The organism is Sphaerochaeta associata, from assembly GCF_022869165.1.
GTDB lineage: Bacteria > Spirochaetota > Spirochaetia > Sphaerochaetales > Sphaerochaetaceae > Sphaerochaeta > Sphaerochaeta associata.
The window spans coordinates 3,451,156-3,467,409 of sequence record NZ_CP094929.1; the positions used below are offsets into that span (position 1 = coordinate 3,451,156).

Below are 16,254 nucleotides of genomic sequence, written 5' to 3' on the forward strand. Positions count from 1 at the left end.
ACCACATGAAGCGTTGTTCCATCATCATTCACAGCGTAAGCGGCAACTGCTACATCATTGGCTCCTACCTTAAGGAACTGATGTCCGCACGAAATGTCGATGCCAGGCTGTATCGGGTTGAAGACCCTGATTTGCATATCTGGGCGAACACCCAAGAGACGACCAATGATTTCTATGAAGATATCCTGGCGCTGCCGATCGTCAGTACCTCGACGCTCCTGAAAAGCGACATGGTGATTCTTGGCAGTCCCACCCGCTTTGGCAATATTTCAGCGGAGATGAAGACGTTCCTCGACACCACCCTGCCCTTGAGCAAGGACAAGAGCCTGGAAACCAAGTTCTTCGCCTGCTTCACCAGCTGCTCGAACTCCACCTGTGAAGGTGCCCATACCTTGACTGCCATGATCTATTGGGCCCAGTCGATGGGGATGCTGCACATCCCGTTCGGGGTTCACGACGAGCTTGACTTCTGCGACCAGCCGGTCGGCGGAATCGTCCATCTCGCAGGCAAGGAAGGCGCCATCCGACCCAGCGACAGGCTGGGCAAGGAGATGGAAGTATACGCCGATATTCTAAGCGCGTATATTCAGGAATAGGAAGAGAAAGTACCGGGGGAAGTGCACAGAGCACTTCCCCTACTTCTTTGAGAAGAAATACTTTACCCGGTTCAACCAACGCTCGGCACGTCCTCTCCCATAGCGCATCTTGTAGTCGGACGTGGCACTCTCGATGCTCACTTCCTGGCTGCCGCTCATGTGCTTGAGGTTGTCCCAATGCCTGACAATCCACATGTAGAGGTCGGCTTCGGTATTACCCGGGAAAGAAGAAAGCAACTTCTCCCTGCGCACCTCTTCGATGATCGGCTGATACACATTCTCATACCACGACACCGCCCCGGCTTGAAAACTCAGCTCCTCACTCTTTCCCTCATTCAGATAGTACTTATGCACCAGAATATGGTTGACCATCTCAGGGTAGGATCCCGGGGAGGTGAACTCAATTTGGTCCATGGGCAGATAGGAAGGATTGTATTGCTCCAGAAAGCGCTTGCGTTCATAGTCGATCACACGCTTTCTCAGCTGTTTCATCGTAAGGCCCGCCTCAAGCGGAATCTGGCTGTCCAGCTCAACGACCTCGGCATCGATGAACTCAACACCTTGGGTCTTGGCCACTGAAACCCGATGGTTCCCGTCCCGAACGAAATACCACTGCCCAAGCTTGTACACAGAAATGGGGGGAAGGTTCACATATTCCTTGACCGCCCTGTCGATGCTCCGCCAGCGGGCTCTGAGCAACTCCTTCTTCGGATAGAAGGCCAGTGAAAAGTCCTGGTACCGCCCTTCACTTCCGATTATCTGCTTGACGGGAATGGTTCGCATTCCCAGATATGTCTCGTTTCGAGGTTTTATCAACTCGGTAACTGCATAAAAGCTCAATAAATCAGAGTTCTTCCATGCCAGACCGCTGAGCAAGGACTGGATTCGCCCGCGGCTGCGGGCTTTCTCAAAGTCCTCATTCGTCTGGGAAAGCAAATCAGTCCCTATTCTTCCCATGCTTGCTCCCTCTCCCCAATTTCTGGTCCTGCAGTATATAACTTTGGAAGATATTAATCACCTGTGTTTGTTTGTATACATGGTGACGGTTTGCATTCATATCGTGCAAATGGATGTGTCCATGCAGAAGGTACTTGGGCTTGAACCACTGCATGAAGGTCAGGAATGTAGAAAAACCCTGATGACAACGATCGGTGTCGTCACCGAGGCCCAACGGGGCTGCGTGGGTGACCAGAATGTCTACATACCGTCCATGAAACACTCTATTGAACAGAAGTCGGGGTGCCATCTTGAGCATTCTGAAAAACATTTCCTGCTCGGTGAATTGATGCTTGCCCTTGTTGTAGCGCATCGAACCGCCCAGGCCGGCAACGATGAGGTCCTGCTTGCGGTAGTAGAGCACCTTTCCGTCGACGTAGTCTCCACCGAAGCTGGGAAGCACCTGCATTTTTCCGTCGGTGTATCCATATTGCATGATCGGCTGGGCATTCGAGGTGAATTGATGAAGGAACTCAAGGTTATGATTACCAAACACAAAGAAAAGCGGTTTGTTCAGGCTGGAGATGATGAACTCATAGTACTTGAGCGGAAGATCGCCCGCTGCAATGACGACATCGACGTCTGCATACCGTGAAGCTATGTTTTTGGAGTAGACCAATGGATCGGTTTCGTCGGCAATACACAAAATTTTCATGCATCACCCCGCTAAGTATCCAGCATCGATGGTGATCACCTGTGCTGTCATGGCCGTACATCGGCTCAAGAACTGAACCGCCAAGGACACCTGGTCGGCATCGACCAGACAGCCCAACAATGCACGCTGTTCATAAAGCTTTCTCAACGGATTGGTCTCATCAAGGTAGGGAGCCTCGAGCAAGCCGGGTGCGACAGCGTTCACCCTGACAAGGGGGGCGAGTTCACGAGCAAGGCTCATGGTGTATGAGACCACCGCTCCTTTGGATGCATCGTAATGGACGGTTCCTCCGAAGCCCGGATGGAACGCGTTGATGCTGGCAACATTGATGATAGAGCCCTTGGAGGCCTGAAGGAAGGGAGCCATGCGCTTGGTCACGCGCATGAGGCCTGTAACATTAATGTCAAAAATCCGCTGGATTTCCTCGGTCTGGAGCTCCTCCACCGAAAAGACTGAGAACACACCGCTGTTGTTGACAAGGACATCCAGGCTCTGGATTTTACTTGCAACATCATCGATGCTTGCTTGGTCTGTGACATCGAGCCGGACAGGAACCAGAGAAGAACCCAACTGCCGTACAAGCTCTTGTGCCTTCTGCTCGCCACTGGAATATCCGCAATAGACCATTGCACCCTCTGCAATGAACCTGCTGCAGACGGCTTTTCCCAGGGTACTGGTACCTCCACTGACCAGGACGTGCTTCATCACTCCTCCTTGCTCAGAAACTCCTCGATGCTGCTGCAGGATGGATACTGCACAAGCAGGGATCGATCACCCTGCCTGTAGGACTGACCATCGTAGGGGGGAACCATGGTGGTCGCACACAAGGTCCATCCATCCTCCTGTACAGGTTTTGTTCCCTGCCAACATCCCCCTTCGACGGTAATAACCGGGTCATAGCCATCGCTGGCCCTCCCCAGAATTCTCTCGGTGTGGCTACCATCGGGTTGGAGCACCAACTGCCGGGCTTCACAGCCTTCAAGAAAGTACCAGACTTCTGCGGTAGGCAAAAAATGGAGGGAAGAGAAGCTTTGGCCGGTCATCAGATAGTATATGGTGCTGCCTAAAGCCGCACCATTGTCGCTAAACGTATACAAGCGGCGAAAGTACCCGCCTTCGCCTTGAAGCGGCTGCAATTGCAGTTTCTGAATCAGCTTCTCTACCTCTCTCTTCATACCGGCCATTGTTTGGTAACGTTGCGGACCAGAAGGGTAAATGCTTCCTTCACCCGATCGCCCGTCTCCATCACTTCGGTGTGGTTCAGTGGTTGGTCGAGAATTCCAGCCGCCATGTTGGTGATGCAGCTGATTCCCAGCACCTTCATCCGCATATGACTGGCCGCCAAGGCTTCGGGCACGGTGGACATACCCACCGCATCGGAGCCGAGGATGCGGGCCGCTCGAATCTCGGCCGGGGTCTCATAGGAGGGCCCGGCAAAGAACATATACACACCTTCTTGGAGGGTTATGCCCAACCGCTTCGCTTCCTCGCGGGCCAGAGCGGAAAGCTTTTTGTCGTAGGCATTGGTCATATCGAAGAAGCGCTCGCCCAAGCTGTCGTAGTTCGGACCGCGCATGGGGCTGTCTGCAATGAGTTTGATATGGTCCACGATCAACATCAAGTCACCGGGCTTATAGGAGGTGTTCACTCCACCGGCGGCATTGGTTACCAACAGGTTGTTGATCCCCAAGGCGTGCATGACCTGAATCGGGAACACCACCTGATCCATCCCATAACCTTCATAGTAGTGGAAACGACCCTGCATGCACATGACCCGCTTGCCTTCCAGCGTCCCCACAACCAGCTTTCCCTTGTGGCCGAAGACCGTGGAGACGGGAAAGTAGGGAATATCCTTGTAGGAAATTGCAACAGCATCCTGCAGCTCATCGGCCAAGCCACCCAGGCCGCTGCCCAGGACCATGCCGATATGCACCGGATCGCTGCCGATCCGGGATGTGATATACATTGCAGCTTCCTGCATTTTATCCATGAGTTTGTCCATTCATTCCTCCAATTCGAAATTCTTAGAAAGGTTCTCCCGATGCCTTCGGGGCAGCGGAATTCTTTGAGAATAGCACCAAGGCAAGCAAGGTCGCCACATACGGGAAAACCTTGAAGAAGACAGGAGGCACGACCGCCAGCGAAGGAATGACCTGGCTGACGTTCGCAATGGTGGTTGCGATGCCGAAGAAGAACGTAGCTCCCAAAATCCCAAGCGGCTTCCACTGTCCGAAAATCAAGGCGGCAATGGAGAGGAAGCCCAGGCCCGCGACCGTTCCATTGAACTCCCCGGAGTAGGTGATCAGGATGACCGAGCCACCCAAACCAGCCAAGGCTCCACTCATAATGACACCGAAATAACGCATGCGATATACATTGACACCAGCCGATGCAACGGCTGAGGGGTGCTCACCGCACGCTCTGAGCCGTAAGCCGAAACTGGTTTTATACAGCAGGATCCAAGAAAGACCCCAAATTGCAAGGCACAGCCAGGTAGTCCAATAGGATTGACTGAAAAACAGCGGACCGATGATGGGAATCTGAGAAAGGACGGGAATGTTCTTGCGAACGATTCCCATGAGGATGCGTACGTTGCCGCTTCCGCTGATGGTTCTGGCCAAATACACCGTTAAAGCAGCAGCCAGCATGTTGATGGCCGTCCCGCTGATAACCTGGTCCGCCTTCAAGTTGATCGAGGCGAAGGCATGCAGAATGCTGAACACTGCTCCTGCTGCCACACCGACAAGAATGCCAACCGGAAGAGCTTGTACACCCAAGGTGGCTTCAGTCATTTTGATGGTAATTGCGCTGGCAAAGTACCCTACCAGCATCAAGCCTTCCAATCCAAGGTTGGTGACACCGCTTCGTTCACTGTACAAGCCTCCGAGGGAGGTCATCAACATGGGAATCGTATAGGCAATGGCATAAGGGAAAATGCTGACCAAAGTGTTCCACATATTACTGACCCTCCTTCTTCTCTGCAGTCTCCGGTACTGCTGCTTTTTCCTTCGCCTTGTTTCCCTGCCTCTTGAGCATTGCATCCCAGAAGCGCTTGAACAGCACGCTGGTTGCAGTGAAGTAGATGATGACGGCAATGATGGTATCGGCAATCTCAGGCGGCACGCTGGTCATGGCGTTCATAAACCCCTTGCCCGACTGCAGAATGCCAAAGAATAATGAACTGAACAACACCCCCAATGGAGTACTGGCTCCCAACAATGCAACTGCAATGCCATCAAAACCTTGGGAGGGCATTACGCCGATCTGCATATTGCGCGAGTACCCGGTATAGAAGGAAAGGCCTGCCAGACCGGCAAGACCGCCGGCGATCATCATGGAGATGACGACATTGCGGTTCACCTTGATTCCCGCATACTCGGCACAGAAGCGGTTCGATCCGACAGCCTTCAGGCCGAAGCCCAAGGTGGTCTTATCCAGAATAAACTTGATGATGAGCACTGCGGCAATGGCAACAAAGAAGGCAAGGTTCATATACGAACCGTTGAACAGCTTGGTCAGCCAAGGGGACCTCATGGACTGACTGACAGCAATGCTTGCACTCTCGGTCTCAAGCGAAGGCCCCTTCAGATAAGCAGGTATGAAATAGTAAATCGACCAGTAGGCGATCCAGTTCATCATGATCGTTGCCACTACTTCATGCACATTGAACTTTGCTTTTAAAAATCCCGGAATGATTCCCCACAAGGCTCCTCCAAGAAGAGCAGCTCCAATAAGCACCACCAGAAAGAGAGGACGCGGCAGAAAGACCTTGTGTGCCACCAACGTTGCACACAGTCCTCCGATGAGCATCTGCCCGGAGGCCCCGATATTGAACAACCCTGTCTTGAATGCGAAGGCAACCGAAAGCCCGACCAGCATCAAGGTGGTGGCTGTAGCCATGGTATTGCCGATGCGCTCGATATTCATCAAACCACCACGGAACAAATACCAGAATCCGGTAAACGGGTTGCTGCCGATCAAAGCCATCAGAATCGCTCCGGCAAGCAGTCCAAGAACCGTTGCACTTGCTGCGACGAGGAAGGCATTACTCTGTTTTTCTCGTTGTTTCATGGGTTTCATTGGGCACCTTCCTTTCGCTTCACGCCCGCCATCATGAGGCCGACTTCCTCCTCATTGGTCTCACTGGTCTTCACCACATCAATCAATTCGCCGCTGTTCATGACAGCAATCCGGTCGGAAAGATTGAAGATCTCATCCAGTTCAAAGGAAACCAGCAGGACTGCATGGCCTTTGTCCCGATGGGCTACAAGCTGAGAGTGTATGTATTCAATGGCTCCGACGTCCAGGCCGCGGGTGGGTTGAACTGCAATCAGAAGCTCGGGATCCCCTACGACTTCACGTCCGACAATAAGCTTTTGCTGGTTGCCTCCGGAAAGCTTTCCAGCAAGAGAGTAAATGCCTTCACCGCTGCGTACATCAAACTGATCAATCACCTTCTGGGCGTACTCATGCAGGTATTCTGCATCGAGCAGGCCGTTCTTACTGAAGGGTCGGTGGTAGTACTCTTTGATGGCAACATTATTGAACAGCGAGGAGGCCATGACCAGTCCGCGCTTTTGCCGGTCCTCGGGAATATGCCCGATACCGATCTCATTGCGCTTTCTGATATCTGCATTGGTGATATCGTTGCCGTCCAAGGTAATGGTTCCCCCCTCAATGAGCCTCAATCCGGTGATGGCCTCGATCAATTCAGTCTGGCCGTTGCCGTCAACACCGGCGATGCCTACAATCTCGCCGGCTTTCACCGAGAGGGAAATATCTTTTACTCCAACCAATTTCTTATTGTTCAAAACCTTGAGGTCATGCAGGTCCAAAATCACCCTGCCCACTTGTGCGGGTTTCTTGTCAACCTTGAAGTTGACAGGCCTGCCGACCATCATGGAAGCCATTTTGGAGGCACTGGTGGACTTCACATCGACCACTCCAATCAGCTGTCCGCGACGGATGATCGTACAGCGGTCGGCAACCGCCTTGATCTCATTGAGCTTGTGCGTTATGAGAATGACCGACTTGCCTTCAGCTACCAGATTACGCATGATCTGCATCAGATCCTCGATCTCCTGGGGAGTGAGGACGGCCGTCGGTTCGTCGAATATGAGAATCTCGGCATCACGATAGAGCATTTTCAGGATCTCAACCCGCTGCTGCATTCCCACCGTGATATCCTCGATGATCATATCAGGATCAATATTCAGCCCGTACTTCTCGGAGAGGGCCTTGATCTTCTTGGATGCACCCTTGCGGTCGAGGAAGAACTTTCCTTCCTTTCCAAGAATGATATTTTCCGTAACAGTGAAGTTGTGAACCAGCTGGAAGTGCTGGTGCACCATGCCGATGCCCAGATCATTGGCATCGTTGGGGCTATGGATATGAACTTCCTTTCCCCGAACCAATATTTTTCCCTTGTCTGCATGGTACAAACCAAAGAGGATGCTCATCAGGGTGGACTTTCCTGCCCCGTTCTCGCCTAAAATGGCGTGAATCTCCCCCTGCTCTACTTGCAAGGTGATATCATCGTTGGCTACGATACCGGGGAACTCCTTGCGAATGTTCAACATTTCAATGACATGACTCATCGGTGGACTCCCTATGAGGACACGCTTGGCGTGTGTTATATGCAATACCTTAGGTAGTACAGAAGGGCCACCGATAGATGGTGGCCCTTGATGATGGCATCAAGCAAGCGCTTACTTGAACAGTCCGTCGCCGACGGCGGCGACCTTGATCTCTCCGCTCTTCATCTTTGCATAGACCTTTGCAACTTCATCGGTCACGCTCTTGGTGAGGTTCGGATTCGTGACAGGAATACCAACACCGTCGTTGGTTGCGTCGAGGTGCAGAATCTGTCCGGCAGGATAAGTTCCGTTCAGCTCGGCTTCGATCATGTCATAGGAAGCGCGGTCGAGGTACTTCATGGCGCTGGTGAGGATGATGGACTTTCCGTTGGGCATAACGCCTTCAGGGTACTGGTCTACGTCAACACCGATGACCCACACGTTCTGGCCGCTGGAAGCACGGTTCTTTGCCTCGTTGATGACGCCGACACCGACGCCTCCGGCTGCTGCAAAGATTACGTCAACACCGCGGTCGTACATGGAAGCAGCAATCTGCTGGCCGGCACTTACGTTGTCAAAGCTGCCCTGGTACAGGTTGTTCTCCTGCTTCATGGCAATCTTGGTGCCGAAGTTTGCATTGGCGTACTTGACGCCCTGCTGGAAGCCCCAGTTGAACTTCTGTACAGCGGGAATCTCCATACCACCGACGAAACCAAAGTCGCCTTCCTTGACCTGGAGGGCTGCAGCAAAACCGGCGAGGAAGCCGGATTCGTGTTCCGCCCAATAGACGGCGACAACGTTCTGCTCAATGCGGAAGACGGAGTAGTCGGCACTGTGCGGCTCGCCGTCGAGGATGACGAACTTTACCTTGGGATACTTGTCCTGGGCTTCAAAAATTGCAGTTTCAAACTTAAAGCCGGGAGTAATGATGAAATTGTAACCTGCATCGACGAGGTTGCCGATTTCCTTGAGGTAGTCAGCTTCGGTAGTTCCGGCGGGCTTGAGGTATTTGACGTCCAGACCGTAGTCTTTGCTCGCCCTCAGAATTCCTTCCCAGGTTCCCTGGTTAAAAGATTTGTCGTCAATCGTACCGGCATCGGTAACCATTCCGACGCGAAGATTGCTCTTTTTGGCTGCGCCCTCGGCAGAACCCTGGGCAAATGCCACGGTTCCGAGCAACAGGAAGATACAAAGTACTACAGTCAGTTTCTTCATTCCGTTCTCTCCTATTTTGTGTTTTTTCACAAAGAGTCTATGTAACATCATTCTACAATCACCGTGTAGCCTTGTCAAACAAAGAAATACGGTCTCCTATAAGAGAAAATTGCACAAACCATTATGAAAACAATACTTATTTCCGATTGAAGAGGAATGATATTGGACTTGCGTTTACAACACTACAAACAGCATGAAAATGCTACAGTTTGTTCGTAAAAAAGCTCCCGACAGGGAGCTTTCACAATGAGCCTCAGCGACTCTGTTCTGCCTCAAGGCAGGCAAGGATGAACGGACCCACCCCCTTGAAATCATCCTCCACCACCGGTTCACAGATATAGTAGTGGAACGTACCGTCGCGATAGGGATTTCCCCCCAAGCCTGCAACACTGCAGATACCGCCAAGGTGCAGTTGACCTTTGTCATCCTTTCTCAGGTATGTGGCCTTAATCCCCTCAAGAGCCTTCAAAGCTTGTTTGCGGTAGTGCTCCTTGGAGATGAGTCCGGTTCGAAGAGCCTTGAGCAGGCTGTAGGCGAACATGCCGGTACACGAAGTTTCCAGATAGTTGCCGTCCTGTCCAGCCTTGTCCACCACCTGATACCACATCCCGCTCTCATCCTGATATGCAAGCAACGCATCGAGCACGGACACAAGAATCTTTGCCAGTTCTCCCCGCTTGGGGTGCATGGAGGGCAGGAAATCGAGAACATCCAGGATGGCCATGCAGTACCAACCGATTGCTCTTCCCCAGAAGTGGGGGGACAGCCCGGTTTCAATGTCCGACCATCGTTGGCCCCGCGATTCATCGAAGGCATGGTAGAGCAATCCGGTCTTTTCATCACGCAGTGTCTGGTACACCTTGATGATCTGGTCGACAATGTCGTCGAAGCCTGCAGTGTCGCCGCTGACCTTGCAGAACTGGGCATTGAAAGGTCCCTGCATATAGACACCGTCCAGCCAAATCTGCCAAGGATAAATCTCCTTGTGCCAAAAAACACCGCCAAGCGTCCTGGGCTGGGTTGTCAACTGCTGTTTAAGCAGTTTGGCAGCAAGCAGAAAGCGATTCTCCTTGGTTTGTTCATACAGGGCGAACAAATTCCTGCCTGCGTTGATCTGGTCGAGATTGTATTCACCCAGTCGGTACGTCGCAATCCGCCCATCACCGGCTATCATGGGATCATACATGGAATATGCCCAATCAAAGAAGTCGTTCCTGCCGTATGCTTTTCCCACCAACAGGCAGCTGTGTATTACCAAGCCATGTTCATAGTGCCAGCGCATCTGTGAAGGCTTGTACCGTGCAATCACACTTTCGGCCATTGCCAGTGAGAGGTGTTCACCCCAGTCCATCATGCGTATATTCCTATTGTCGAGGCTAAAACCGACCACCCCCTCCTTAAAGGAGGCGGCCGGAACCAATGTGCATACCGCTCTTAGTTGAGCAGGTTGTTTTCCTTGGCAAAGGCAACACCCTTGTCATTCCAATCCTGTCCGCCGAGCTTCTTGAACTCGTCGAGCCACTTGTTCCAGTTGTCCTTGTTGAGCACGCGCTTGCCGGTGATGAACTCGCTCAGACCCTGCTCGTAGAAACGCTTGAGATCGGCGTTGGGAATCGGAAGCGTATCCGAGCCAATGGCTGCAGTCCATTCCTTGGTCTGCATTTCCCGCATGACATCGAGGGCGGACATCTGCTTCTTGCTGGTCTCGGTGACGTACTTCGGATAGCGGGCATAGAGCTCGATGTCGCCGTTGTAGAACACCATGTTACGCAACTGAGTGACCGTCTGGCCGCCGGGGGCGCTGAAAGCAAGGTTTGCATCAGGAAGGTTGGCTGCCACAGGGATGCCGTTGGCATCCTTGGTGTAGTTCACCCCTTCGACACCCCAGCCGAGCAGATAGTAGCCTTCATCGGAAGCCATCCACTCCAAGAGCTCTGCAATCTTGTCCTTCTTGCCTTCCTTCTCGGCCTTTGCACTGACGGCATAGATGCGGAAGTTGGCGGTATACGGGCCAATCGAGGCCTTGCCCTTCGGTCCCTTTGGAGCATCAATGACTATCCATTGGCCGTTGGGGAAGTTCTTGTCAAACGGAGCATAGTTCGATTGTGCGGCAAATGCAGCGTTCTGTTCGCGCATGATTCCGAAGCGACCCTGTTTCCAAGCAGCACGGAAGTCGTCCTTCTTATAGGCAAGCCAGTTGGGATCGATGATGCCTTCGTCGACCATCTGCTTCAGATAGGCCATGGCATCATAGAATTCGGGCTTGAGGAGGTTCAGGCCGGCTCCGGCTGTGGTCATGTTCCACGTACCATCGACACCGAAAGCACCAAAGATCGGTTCAAGGCGGCGCCCGGGCCAAGCTTCATAGTTGTTGATCTCCTGGAAGGCACCATAGCCGTAGGTGTCGTTCTTCCCGTTTCCATCCGGATCCTTGAAGGTGAAGGCGCGCATGACTTCCAGCAGTTCATCGGTGGTGGTGGGAACGGCCAGGCCGAGCTTGTCAAGCCAATCCTTGCGGACCAACAGGCCTTCGTTCTTGATGATGGAACCCGGATCGGCCAAACCGTAGGTCTTTCCGTTGAAACGGGCATGGCTTCGGCTTACTTCATCGTAGTGGGTCTTGGTGCGGATCGGCATCTTTGCATACATGTCGTCGACCGATGCAATCAAGCCCTGGGGAACCAAGCGTGTCAGCACATCGCGGCGGACCATGAACAGGTCGGGAAGGTTGTTGGCAGCGGCAGCAGCCTGCACCTTGACGTCCTGATCGCTTTCGTTTGAAGGAAGCGCAGTCAGCTTGAGATCGATATTCAGCTTATCCTTGATAATCTGAAAGCCAACCCAATCAGCCGGAGGCGGGCCGGCTTCGGTGATGGCGGCGCCATACCACAGCTCGACGGTCACCGGGCCTGCGGGCTTTGCAGCCTCGGCGGCACCCTGACTGAAAAGCGGGAGAGAGACGAGAGACAGCAACGCGATAAGAGCGATGCATACGATACACTGTTTCTTCATAACAAATCCTCCTTATGGAATACCAAACCACATATACTCGAATCAAACCGGGAAGCAGGCTCAGCCCTTTACGCTTCCCAGCAAGGTTCCCTTGGTGAAATACTTTTGGATGAACGGATAGGCGATAACCATCGGAATGGCGCTCATAAAGACCGAAGCGGCCTTGATGGCTGCAATCGGAGCATCGCCGAACGCGTTCACCTCAACATACTCGTTCATACCACTTGCCATCAGGATGTTGCGCAGCAGAATCGGAAGCGGCTGCAGTTTGTTGCTGTTGAGGTAGAGCATTGCATGGAAGAAGTCGTTCCAGAACGATACCCCGTAGAACAGGCCGATGGTCATGATGATGGCCTTGCTCAAAGGCAGGATGATCAAAAGCAGAACCTGAATCTCTGTAGCACCATCGATACGTGACGACTCCTTCAGTTCGTTGGGAATACCCTCGAAGAAAGAGCGCATGATCAGGCAGTTGTAGGTGCTGATCGCCCCCGGCAGAAAGACTGCAGCCAGCTTGTCGATCAAGCCTAGGTTGGTGACTAACAGGTAGGAAGGAATCATGCCGACATTGAAGACATACGGAATAATGATCAGCAGGTTCAGGTACCGCCTTCCAGGCAGGCTGTGAATTGAAAGGACATAGGCAAGGGGGATGGTCAACAGCAGGGCTGTGGCGACACCCCCGATGAGAATCTTGATACTGTTGCCGAAGGCGAGGATGAACCCTGCATTGCCGAGCAGCGCTTCATATGCGGATGTCGACCAGTTCCAGGGAGCAAGGAACATGCCTTCAAGGTTGTTGCCTATGTAGTCATTGGGTCTGAAGGAGAGCGTGATCGTACTCCAAAGGGGAACGGCGATGATGATCAACAGGACAACGAGGAAGACATCAACGACGAGGTTGAAACTATGGTCGGCCGCGGTGGGTTTCACCGCCACCGAGGTGAATCGGTTGGATTGTTTCTTTTTTGCCATCATCAGCCTCCTAGTAAAGAGAGTTTCCGCCGAAGCGTTTGACCAGACGGTTGGAGCCGAGGATCAGGAACATACCGATGACCCCCTTGAACAAACCGACGGCCGTTGCGAGTCCAAACTGGAATTCCAGCAGGCCTTGGCGGTACACCCAGGTATCGATGATGTCGGCAACCGAAAGAACCGGTGTCGAATAGAGCATGAAAATCTGGTTGAAGCCTGCGTCCAGAATGGTTCCCAGTCTGAGCAGGACGACAATGACGATGACCGGTCGGATGGAAGGAAGGGTGATGTAACGAACCCGTTGCCAGGAGTTTGCACCCTCAACCAAGGCAGCCTCGAACAAGGAAGGATCGATGCCCATCAGAGCGGCGATGAAGATGATGGCGCTCCAGCCCATCTCCTTCCATGCATCACTGAGAATGACAATCCAGGGAAAAGCATTGGTATTGGTCAAGAAATCGATGGGCTTTCCGCCGAACAGCTTGACGATGTCGTTTAAGATTCCATCACCGGGAGCCAGCAGGGCAAGAAGAATGCCGTACATGATGACCCAGGAGAGAAAGTGTGGAAGGTAGGCCAGTGTCTGCACCACCTTGCTCAATCTCGGGCGGTTGCTCTCATACAAGGAGATTGCCAGGATGATGGCAAGCGGCAGGCTGAAGACCAGCTTGCCGAAGCTGTACATCAGCGTATTGCGCAGCAGTTCGACAAAGTAATAGGAGTTGACGAAGGTCTTGAAGTGTTCCAACCCTAACCAGCGACTGCCCAACACCCCGTCGAGGGCCATGTAATCCTTGAACGCTATCTGACCGTTGAAGATAGGCACGTACTTGAAAATAATGTAGTACACGAAGGGGATTGCCAAAAGGACATAGACCGACCTATGCCGCTTGACATCCCGCATCAACTGATTGAATTTGCTTCTTTCTGCCATACGCTTGTGCATCCTTACAGCCTAAGCATAGGGCAGAGGAACGGGGATTATGCAGAGCGGCTCTTGTACTTTTCCGACCTTTTTGCCTGTTTCCCCTTACGATGACAGGCAGAAAGTGCCGTCATTTACAGCAATACCAGCCTCTCGGTACTACAGGGATTAAAAAACATGCATTATACTAGGGTATGGGTTTCGTGTGTACCAGAACAACCGTTTGAAGGAGACATCCCATGAGAAAACTCGTTGTTGCCGCCTTGATCCTCACCCTGCTTCTACCGTCGGTTCTTGCCGATCAAAATGAAACGCAAGAGAATCTGTACACCCTGGTCGTGCCCACCTACTATGACATGTTGTTCGTTACCGGATCATTTGGAAGCGGTACTGCAGCCCGTTTGCAGATTGACCTTGCACCCACGGCGGCCTTCAACTTCGACGTAGGAGCCGGAGCCAACTACGATTTGTTTGCTCAGACGGTCACCACGGCACTTTCCGTCGACGCCAACCTCAACAGCCTGTTTTTGGGGACTTCGGGCATCGGACTCAATGTCGATGCTGACATCTCGTACAAGAGCTATACCCTGCAACTGGGTGGAATGCAGGGCTTCTATGGATTCGGTGTGGACCCATTGGAGTTTGATACCAGTATCGAATTGAATTTTTCTCCCTATGCTTCGGTCGGTATTGGAAGAATATACGATATCAGCCGGCTAAAGGAACTGCAGCTTATGATGCGCCATCTCGATATTGAACCTACGGCTGAGCGCTTGAAACAAGCGGCAATGGTACGCTATCGAAGAAACGAGTATCTGAACAGGTTCACCGATTATACTACGGAAAACTATGTCGCCTACTACCAGCATTTAGCCGATGCCTTCGGTGCATCACAGAAAATGCTCGACTTCCTCTACATCGACCAAGCCCAAGCCTATCAGTTCGATGTGGGGCGGTATGCAGGAATGCAATATGGATGGGAGTTGGAGGCGAGGCTGCGACCGACAATCGATTACAGGTGGTACAGGCTTGATCCCAAGACCCACTTCATCCTGAATCTCGACCTGATGGGGAGGTATGCCGCCTTCGCCATGGATGAACAGCTGTACTACTATGCCAGAGTTCTGCTCTCACCAGGTATGCTCTCTGATGGAAGCACCAGTTTCATTTTCACAACAAACGTACTGGGACAGGTACGATATCTTCCACCAAACGTTCCTTGGTATGTCGATGGTTCGCTGTCAATCGATTTCGATACTACACAAGCAACAAGAAAGTTCCAGCTCAACCTTGGCGGTAGGTTCAACTACATGATCCATCCCCTGTTCATCGCCTACGCCGGATTGGAACTTGCCGTCAACGACAGCTTCACCACCCAATCCCTGCTCGCATTCACTGCAGGAGGAACAATCAGGCTTCGATAAGGGAAATACTGGTTCAATCGGCCTGCCGTTTCAGCTTGCGGTACTGCAGGCCGAACCTGATGAAGATGTAGGCATACACTGCAAATAAAACCAGATATAAACCCAGCATTCCGCGATGGGGGTCGGAATCCAAAAAACTTAGCTGCAGGATGGTCTGGGGAATGATGACTAAAAAGAAGATGACCAGCAAGGGAATCATGCGGCCCTTGAAGACGCGGCCGATGAAATCGAGGCGGGAGGCTTCATCACAAAAAATTTCCTCATCGCCCTGCATGCGCTCCTCCCTCTTTCTGAAATAGCTGTAGCCGAAAAAGTCGAACATATACTCCCACCCGCAGTCCTTGAACATCTTCACATAGGTGTCTTGAGAACCCAACCCTTCCTTATGGTAGTCGAGTTGGTAGATTACATCCTCAGCTTCACAGGCCTCGAAAAGATAGATGCCGGGAAGGGTCACCTTAAGCAGTCTCCACCCCTCGTTGTGCCGTCTACGCAGGTACTCTTGTTCCTGTTCATACTCGGCAATGGTAAAGAATTTTAGCTCCCGCTTCTGGTTTTTCATCAAAGATCCTCCTTCATGGTCCGGTACAGGCGAGCGATACGCTCTTTTTCCTTCTGAAGCACTTCAATGCCAAGGCTGGTGATCTCATAGATTTTCCGCTTTTCCTCTTCACGGATGAACCGGATCAGACCGTCCTTCTCCATTTTGGAAAGGCTGCCGTACAGAGTCCCCGGGCTGATGAGAATCTCACCGTCGGTCAGCTCCTTCACCTTTTGGACAATACTGTAGCCGTGCATCTCCTGCTGCAGACACAAAAGAATATAGAAGCCCGTCTCGGTCATCGGGACATAGACTTTTCGGATATGAGCATCCATACAA

General features: G+C 52.3%; 17 protein-coding genes. 2 read left to right on the top strand and 15 right to left on the bottom strand.

Features of this window, described 5'->3' with window-relative positions:
• The first annotated feature begins 5 nt into the window (after positions 1-5).
• Positions 6-596 (top strand): flavodoxin family protein, encoded by a 591-nt coding sequence (locus MUG09_RS16010; protein ID WP_244772438.1) that lies wholly within the window; start codon positions 6-8, stop codon positions 594-596.
• A 39-nt stretch (positions 597-635) separates the two neighbouring features.
• Here MUG09_RS16010 and MUG09_RS16015 read toward each other — a convergent pair whose 3' ends face one another.
• The 13 genes from MUG09_RS16015 to MUG09_RS16075 form a co-directional block, all read right to left on the bottom strand.
• Complete coding sequence (locus tag MUG09_RS16015; RefSeq protein ID WP_244772439.1) at positions 636-1,553, bottom strand: transcriptional regulator; 918 nt, start codon at positions 1,551-1,553, stop codon at positions 636-638.
• On the bottom strand, positions 1,534-2,247 hold the full coding sequence (locus tag MUG09_RS16020; RefSeq protein ID WP_244772440.1) for a metallophosphoesterase: 714 nt from the start codon (positions 2,245-2,247) through the stop codon (positions 1,534-1,536). The genes MUG09_RS16015 and MUG09_RS16020 overlap by 20 nt, the downstream gene beginning before the upstream one ends.
• 3 nt (positions 2,248-2,250) lie before the next feature.
• On the bottom strand, positions 2,251-2,952 hold the full coding sequence (locus tag MUG09_RS16025) for an SDR family NAD(P)-dependent oxidoreductase (protein ID WP_244772441.1): 702 nt from the start codon (positions 2,950-2,952) through the stop codon (positions 2,251-2,253).
• Entirely contained in the window at positions 2,952-3,422 is a 471-nt protein-coding gene (locus MUG09_RS16030; RefSeq protein ID WP_244772442.1) for a cupin domain-containing protein, read from the bottom strand. Before MUG09_RS16030 ends, MUG09_RS16025 begins: the two co-directional genes overlap by 1 nt.
• Positions 3,419-4,249 (bottom strand): purine-nucleoside phosphorylase, encoded by an 831-nt coding sequence (locus MUG09_RS16035; RefSeq protein WP_244772443.1) that lies wholly within the window; start codon positions 4,247-4,249, stop codon positions 3,419-3,421. The genes MUG09_RS16030 and MUG09_RS16035 overlap by 4 nt, the downstream gene beginning before the upstream one ends.
• A 22-nt stretch (positions 4,250-4,271) precedes the next feature.
• On the bottom strand, positions 4,272-5,204 hold the full coding sequence (locus MUG09_RS16040) for an ABC transporter permease (protein ID WP_244772444.1): 933 nt from the start codon (positions 5,202-5,204) through the stop codon (positions 4,272-4,274).
• A gap of 1 nt (position 5,205) precedes the next feature.
• Positions 5,206-6,327, bottom strand: a complete 1,122-nt coding sequence (locus tag MUG09_RS16045; RefSeq protein ID WP_244772445.1) for an ABC transporter permease — start codon at positions 6,325-6,327, stop codon at positions 5,206-5,208.
• Complete coding sequence (locus tag MUG09_RS16050) at positions 6,324-7,844, bottom strand: ABC transporter ATP-binding protein (protein WP_244772446.1); 1,521 nt, start codon at positions 7,842-7,844, stop codon at positions 6,324-6,326. Before MUG09_RS16050 ends, MUG09_RS16045 begins: the two co-directional genes overlap by 4 nt.
• 111 nt (positions 7,845-7,955) lie before the next feature.
• Positions 7,956-9,038: a BMP family lipoprotein gene (locus MUG09_RS16055; protein ID WP_244772447.1), complete on the bottom strand. Its 1,083-nt coding sequence runs from the start codon at positions 9,036-9,038 to the stop codon at positions 7,956-7,958.
• Between the two features lie 253 nt (positions 9,039-9,291).
• Positions 9,292-10,392, bottom strand: coding sequence for a glycoside hydrolase family 88/105 protein (locus tag MUG09_RS16060; protein WP_244772448.1), 1,101 nt, complete (start codon positions 10,390-10,392; stop codon positions 9,292-9,294).
• A gap of 80 nt (positions 10,393-10,472) precedes the next feature.
• Positions 10,473-12,050 carry an extracellular solute-binding protein gene (locus tag MUG09_RS16065; RefSeq protein WP_244772449.1) on the bottom strand — a complete coding sequence of 526 codons (1,578 nt, stop codon included), beginning with the start codon at positions 12,048-12,050 and terminating at the stop codon, positions 10,473-10,475.
• A gap of 60 nt (positions 12,051-12,110) precedes the next feature.
• Complete coding sequence (locus MUG09_RS16070; protein ID WP_244772450.1) at positions 12,111-13,025, bottom strand: carbohydrate ABC transporter permease; 915 nt, start codon at positions 13,023-13,025, stop codon at positions 12,111-12,113.
• Between the two features lie 10 nt (positions 13,026-13,035).
• Positions 13,036-13,959: an ABC transporter permease gene (locus MUG09_RS16075; RefSeq protein ID WP_244772451.1), complete on the bottom strand. Its 924-nt coding sequence runs from the start codon at positions 13,957-13,959 to the stop codon at positions 13,036-13,038.
• 230 nt (positions 13,960-14,189) lie between these two features.
• Here MUG09_RS16075 and MUG09_RS16080 point away from each other — a divergent pair, with 230 nt between their 5' ends.
• Positions 14,190-15,374 carry a hypothetical protein gene (locus MUG09_RS16080; RefSeq protein WP_244772452.1) on the top strand — a complete coding sequence of 395 codons (1,185 nt, stop codon included), beginning with the start codon at positions 14,190-14,192 and terminating at the stop codon, positions 15,372-15,374.
• Positions 15,375-15,387: 13 nt separating this feature from the next.
• Here the strand turns inward: MUG09_RS16080 and MUG09_RS16085 are convergent, their stop codons facing one another.
• Both MUG09_RS16085 and MUG09_RS16090 read right to left on the bottom strand, forming a co-directional pair.
• A complete protein-coding gene (locus MUG09_RS16085; protein WP_244772453.1) occupies positions 15,388-15,936 on the bottom strand; it encodes a DUF2812 domain-containing protein in 549 nt (182 codons plus the stop codon).
• Positions 15,936-16,250, bottom strand: coding sequence for a PadR family transcriptional regulator (locus tag MUG09_RS16090; RefSeq protein WP_244772454.1), 315 nt, complete (start codon positions 16,248-16,250; stop codon positions 15,936-15,938). The genes MUG09_RS16085 and MUG09_RS16090 overlap by 1 nt, the downstream gene beginning before the upstream one ends.
• Between the last annotated feature and the right edge of the window lie 4 nt (positions 16,251-16,254).

Excerpts from the sequence above, each read along its gene's own strand:
- MUG09_RS16050 (WP_244772446.1), bottom strand. The coding sequence starts at position 7,844 with ATGAGTCATGTCATTGAAATGTTGAACATTCGCAAGGAGTTCCCCGGT.
- MUG09_RS16015 (WP_244772439.1), bottom strand. The coding sequence starts at position 1,553 with ATGGGAAGAATAGGGACTGATTTGCTTTCCCAGACGAATGAGGACTTT.
- MUG09_RS16070 (WP_244772450.1), bottom strand. The coding sequence starts at position 13,025 with ATGGCAAAAAAGAAACAATCCAACCGATTCACCTCGGTGGCGGTGAAA.
- MUG09_RS16090 (WP_244772454.1), bottom strand. The coding sequence starts at position 16,250 with ATGGATGCTCATATCCGAAAAGTCTATGTCCCGATGACCGAGACGGGC.
- MUG09_RS16085 (WP_244772453.1), bottom strand. The coding sequence starts at position 15,936 with ATGAAAAACCAGAAGCGGGAGCTAAAATTCTTTACCATTGCCGAGTAT.
- MUG09_RS16025 (WP_244772441.1), bottom strand. The coding sequence starts at position 2,952 with ATGAAGCACGTCCTGGTCAGTGGAGGTACCAGTACCCTGGGAAAAGCC.
- MUG09_RS16060 (WP_244772448.1), bottom strand. The coding sequence starts at position 10,392 with ATGATGGACTGGGGTGAACACCTCTCACTGGCAATGGCCGAAAGTGTG.
- MUG09_RS16030 (WP_244772442.1), bottom strand. The coding sequence starts at position 3,422 with ATGAAGAGAGAGGTAGAGAAGCTGATTCAGAAACTGCAATTGCAGCCG.
- MUG09_RS16080 (WP_244772452.1), top strand. The coding sequence starts at position 14,190 with ATGAGAAAACTCGTTGTTGCCGCCTTGATCCTCACCCTGCTTCTACCG.
- MUG09_RS16020 (WP_244772440.1), bottom strand. The coding sequence starts at position 2,247 with ATGAAAATTTTGTGTATTGCCGACGAAACCGATCCATTGGTCTACTCC.
- MUG09_RS16040 (WP_244772444.1), bottom strand. The coding sequence starts at position 5,204 with ATGTGGAACACTTTGGTCAGCATTTTCCCTTATGCCATTGCCTATACG.
- MUG09_RS16075 (WP_244772451.1), bottom strand. The coding sequence starts at position 13,959 with ATGGCAGAAAGAAGCAAATTCAATCAGTTGATGCGGGATGTCAAGCGG.
- MUG09_RS16055 (WP_244772447.1), bottom strand. The coding sequence starts at position 9,038 with ATGAAGAAACTGACTGTAGTACTTTGTATCTTCCTGTTGCTCGGAACC.
- MUG09_RS16035 (WP_244772443.1), bottom strand. The coding sequence starts at position 4,249 with ATGGACAAACTCATGGATAAAATGCAGGAAGCTGCAATGTATATCACA.
- MUG09_RS16010 (WP_244772438.1), top strand. The coding sequence starts at position 6 with ATGAAGCGTTGTTCCATCATCATTCACAGCGTAAGCGGCAACTGCTAC.
- MUG09_RS16045 (WP_244772445.1), bottom strand. The coding sequence starts at position 6,327 with ATGAAACCCATGAAACAACGAGAAAAACAGAGTAATGCCTTCCTCGTC.
- MUG09_RS16065 (WP_244772449.1), bottom strand. The coding sequence starts at position 12,050 with ATGAAGAAACAGTGTATCGTATGCATCGCTCTTATCGCGTTGCTGTCT.